Annotated in this window: 3 protein-coding genes; 2 read left to right on the top strand and 1 reads right to left on the bottom strand. The window is 55.6% G+C overall.

Annotated features, from left to right (window positions below):
• Window positions 1-104 precede the first annotated feature (104 nt).
• A complete protein-coding gene (locus ACSZO1_RS21765) occupies window positions 105-671 on the top strand; it encodes a hypothetical protein (RefSeq protein WP_437616385.1) in 567 nt (188 codons plus the stop codon).
• A gap of 50 nt (window positions 672-721) precedes the next feature.
• Here ACSZO1_RS21765 and mnmC read toward each other — a convergent pair whose 3' ends face one another.
• Entirely contained in the window at window positions 722-2743 is a 2022-nt protein-coding gene (gene mnmC / locus ACSZO1_RS21760; protein ID WP_437616383.1) for a bifunctional tRNA (5-methylaminomethyl-2-thiouridine)(34)-methyltransferase MnmD/FAD-dependent 5-carboxymethylaminomethyl-2-thiouridine(34) oxidoreductase MnmC, read from the bottom strand.
• 157 nt (window positions 2744-2900) lie between these two features.
• Here mnmC and fabB point away from each other — a divergent pair, with 157 nt between their 5' ends.
• Complete coding sequence (fabB, locus tag ACSZO1_RS21755; RefSeq protein WP_437616381.1) at window positions 2901-4142, top strand: beta-ketoacyl-ACP synthase I; 1242 nt, start codon at window positions 2901-2903, stop codon at window positions 4140-4142.
• Window positions 4143-4389: the final 247 nt, after the last annotated feature.

The following is a 4389-nucleotide window of genomic DNA, read 5'->3' as shown; positions in this document are numbered from 1 at the left end:
ATTCAGGCAACCGTCTGTGGTGTTTGCAGAGCTAAGATTGGCGGCTTAGCGTTGCACTTCGGAGTTGAATCCGCCCCGGACTTGGCAACATTAAAGTCAGAAATATGGTCAAAGGCAGTATTCCCAAAATGCCTGATGGTATGCAGTTATTACGGGATAATGATTTTTCTTTGGATACCATCGGTTCGTCGGTTGGTTCAAACTGGACGATCACGTCTGGTTCTGTTGCCAGTGTGATTGAAGCCGTGACGGATTCGACCGGAACAACCAAAAATAGTCAGGTGATGAAACTTACCGGCGCGGGATCCTCCAGTTACTGGAAAGGCACCAGCAAACTGATCCCGGTTTCTCCTGGTGACACGCTCGCGGCACACGTCGCACTGTCTATCGGGACGGCAACGGGTTCATTTACCACTAACGTCCAGTTTACTTATTACGATAAAGATGGCGCCAGTATTGGCAGCAGCACCAGCTATCAATACGATATGAGCACGTCATTTCAGGATACGTCCATTCCGGGTTATACCGCTTATGGTGGATCGCGTTATCTGGCCTCTACGCCGGGTGTCCGGGTGGCGCCTTCTGGCGCGGCTTATTTCACTTTGTCAGCCACGATTTCCAGCTTTAGTGGTGAAGTGCGCATATCTAAAATTAACGCCTATAAGTTATAAACTTCGCTGTATTTCAGGGTAAAAAAACGGGGCTTCGGCCCCGTTCTCTTTTATAATGCTGCTGGCGCTACCGCTTTTCCCTTCAGCAGCTTCCTCACCCAGTAGCGATTCGGATTCAGCGCGGCCAGCGTATCGGCATCCATAGGTATTGGTTCGCCACACAGCTGCGCAGCCAGAATCTCGGCCGCCAGTGGTGCGCTGCATAACCCGCGCGAACCCAGCGCACCCAGCACAAACAGCTGTGGCCACAGCGGCGCAGGCGCTATTTCGTCACCGCGCGCCAGCTGGTCATGCAGATCGGCGTATTGCGCCAGCGTCTGCGGATAGTCCGCCAGCGCACCCGCCATCGGCAGATGATCGCGTGTGGCGCAACGCACGCCGCAGCGCGCTTCGCTGTCGCTGACATCGATCTGTTGCGGCCAGTCACTCTCTGGCAGGCAGCGGATTAAACGCTGGCGATTCTCCTGCTGATCGGTTTCGCGATAGTCAGCGGTCACTTCGCCGCGACGATAGCTGGCACCGATGCAGTGGGTGCCAAACTGCGGGCTGACGGGCGTCAGATAACCGTCATAACACAACACCTGTTTTAATGCGCTGACGCCGCCGCGTGATGGGGCATGACTGACCTGACCAGCAACCGGGTAAACCGGCAGCTGTGCACTCTGCAGCAGTGAGGTCAGCTGGTGGCCGTTCGCCAGCACCACATTCTGGTGATTCAGTTGTTTGCCATCGGCAAAGGTCAATTGCCAGCCGGGTTGCAGTGCATCAAGGGTGGTCAGCCGGTGCAGCCAGTGAATACGTAATCCCTGTGCCTCCGCCAGCTCAAACAGCAGTGTGGTCAGTTCGCGAGGTGCCAGCCAGCCGCCGAGCGGGTAGGTGATGCCACCGCAGCCAGTCGTGACGGCTGTCAGCGCCTCCGCCTGTTGCTGGTCCACTGCATGCGCCAGTTCATCAGGCAGACCCAGCGTCAGCATCTGAGCAATCTTCTCGCGGCTTTTTTCATCCCAGCCCAGCTGCGTGACACCACACCAGTCGTGCTCAAACTGCTGCGGCACGGTGTCATACAGGCGACGGGCAAAGGTAAAGGCCGCCGGGAAAAATTGTTTCAGTGCTTCATCATGATGATTCAGCAAAGGGTAGAGCGCGCCCTGACGATTGCTGGAGGCACCGAGCGCCGGCTCGTCATCAGCACAATAGAGTGTGACGCGCTTATTGCGGCGCAGCAGCGCCAGCGCCAGTGCTGCGCTGGCAACGCCGCCGCCAATAATCGCGATATCTTCGCCTTCCGCTGCCGGGCGGCGATACCACGGCGCACGCACAGCTAATTCCGGTGCTTCATCCAGCGTACCGATCAGCATCTCGCGTTTTTGCCCGAAGCCTTTACGACGACGCGCATTAAATCCGGCGTCCAGCAGATCGCGGCGCACAAAACCGGCAGCGGTAAAGGTGGCGAATGTGCCACCCGGACGCGCCATCCGCGCCATGCAGGCAAACAGTTCCGGCGTCCACATCTCCGGGTTTTTGGCCGGGGCGAAACCATCGAGAAACCAGGCGTCTATCTGGCGATGGAGACTGTCATCAAAACGACCCATCAGCAGGTTAATATCGCCGAACCAAAGGTCTAACGTGATGCGACCGCCATCGAGCAGCACGCGGTGGCAGCCCGGCAGCGCCATCGGCCATTGTGCCTGCAACTGCTGCGCCCAGTGCGCCAGTTCCGGCCAGTGGGCGTGGGCGGCGGCGAGATCGGCGTGAGTAAGTGGATACTTCTCGACGCTGATAAAATGCAGGCGCTGCAGTGTTGCCTCAGGGTGTGTCTGGCGAAACTGATCAAACGCCTGCCACAGGGTGAGAAAATTCAGCCCGGTGCCAAAGCCGGTTTCGGCGGTAATAAAAAGTTCACGTGGGTGATCGGCAAAACGGGCAGGCAGCTGGTTGCCGTCGAGGAACACGTAGCGCGTCTCCTCCAGACCGTTTTGATTGGAGAAATAGACGTCATCGAATGTTCGGGATACAGGTGTACCCTGTTCATTCCAGGACAGTTCGGCGTGTTCGACCGGGGATAATTTCACAGGAATGGCTCACTAATCAGGCAGTGGCGCGATTTTAGCGATGTCGCTCACACGACGCAAATTTACAAAAGTTAATCGCAGATCGGACTTGTTCGGCGTACAAGTGTAAGCTAGAGTGCTCGTCGAAACTAAAATTGTGGTGGAAAGAGGTATTTGAATGAAACGTGCAGTGATTACTGGCTTAGGGATCGTTTCGAGCATTGGTAACAACCAGGAGGAAGTCCTGGCTTCTCTGCGTGAGGGGCGCTCAGGGATTACTTTCTCACAAGAGCTGAAAGATTCCGGCATGCGTAGTCACGTCTGGGGTAATGTGAAGCCGGTTTTAGATGCTGAGGGTAACCCGCAAAAAATCGGCTACGATATTGACCGTAAGATGCTGCGTTTTATGAGTGATGCATCTGTTTACGCTTTTGTCTCCATGCGTGAAGCGATCAAAGATTCCGGCCTGACAGAAGAGCAGTACCAGAATAATCCACGTGTCGGCCTGATCGCCGGTTCCGGCGGTGGTTCACCGTTCTACCAGGCTGCCAGCGTTGACGGTATGCGCGCGAAAGGCCTGCGTGGCGTCGGTCCTTACATGGTGACCAAGGCGATGGCATCCGGTGTGTCTGCCTGCCTGGCGACCCCATTCAAGATTCACGGTGTTAACTACTCCATCAGCTCCGCGTGTGCGACCTCCGCACACTGTATCGGTAATGCTGTTGAGCAGATTCAGCTGGGCAAACAGGATGTGGTATTTGCTGGCGGCGGCGAAGAGCTGTGCTGGGAAATGTCCTGTGAGTTCGATGCAATGGGCGCACTGTCCACCAAATACAACGAAGCGCCGGAAAAAGCGTCCCGTACTTACGATGCTGGCCGTGACGGCTTTGTCATCGCTGGCGGCGGCGGTATGGTGGTGGTGGAAGAGCTGGAGCATGCGCTGGCGCGTGGTGCTCACATCTACGCTGAGATCGTTGGCTACGGCGCGACCTCTGACGGTGCGGACATGGTTGCTCCATCAGGTGAAGGCGCAATGCGCTGCATGCGTATGGCGATGGCCGGTGTTGATACCCCAATCGACTATCTGAACACCCACGGTACTTCCACTCCGGTTGGTGATGTGAAAGAGCTGGGCGCGATTCGTGAAGTGTTTGGCGATAACTCTCCGGCAATGTCTGCGACCAAAGCGATGACCGGCCACTCTCTGGGTGCTGCGGGCGTGCAGGAAGCGATCTACTCTTTGCTGATGCTGGAACACAGCTTCATCGCACCAAGCATCAATATCGAAGAGCTGGATGAGAAAGCGGCAGGTCTGAATATTATTACTCAGCCAACCGAGCAGAAACTGACCACGGTAATGTCTAACAGCTTCGGCTTTGGCGGCACCAACGCGACGCTGGTAATGCGTAAATACCAGTAAGCGCTGTCAGTGATGATAAAAAGGGTGCCTGATGGCTCCTTTTTTTATGGGTAAAAAAGTTGATAAAAAAAGGCCGCAAATGCGGCCTGAAGATAAAAATCCCTGATATTGGTATAGCGGCTTCCCGTGCAAAAAAACAAATTCGACATGGAAGTCAGGAGGGATAGTAAAAGGCGGATTCAAGTTCGAAGTGCAACGCTAAGCCGCCTGTCTTAACTCTGCAAAGACCACTGAAGGCTGCCGGAAC

Source organism: Erwinia sp. V71, from assembly GCF_965644245.1.
Lineage (GTDB): Bacteria > Pseudomonadota > Gammaproteobacteria > Enterobacterales > Enterobacteriaceae > Erwinia.
The sequence above is the reverse complement of the archived record's forward strand: the minus strand, read 5'-3'. Positions and strand labels throughout refer to the sequence as shown.

Excerpts from the sequence above, each read along its gene's own strand:
- ACSZO1_RS21765 (WP_437616385.1), top strand. The coding sequence starts at position 105 with ATGGTCAAAGGCAGTATTCCCAAAATGCCTGATGGTATGCAGTTATTA.
- fabB (WP_437616381.1), top strand. The coding sequence starts at position 2,901 with ATGAAACGTGCAGTGATTACTGGCTTAGGGATCGTTTCGAGCATTGGT.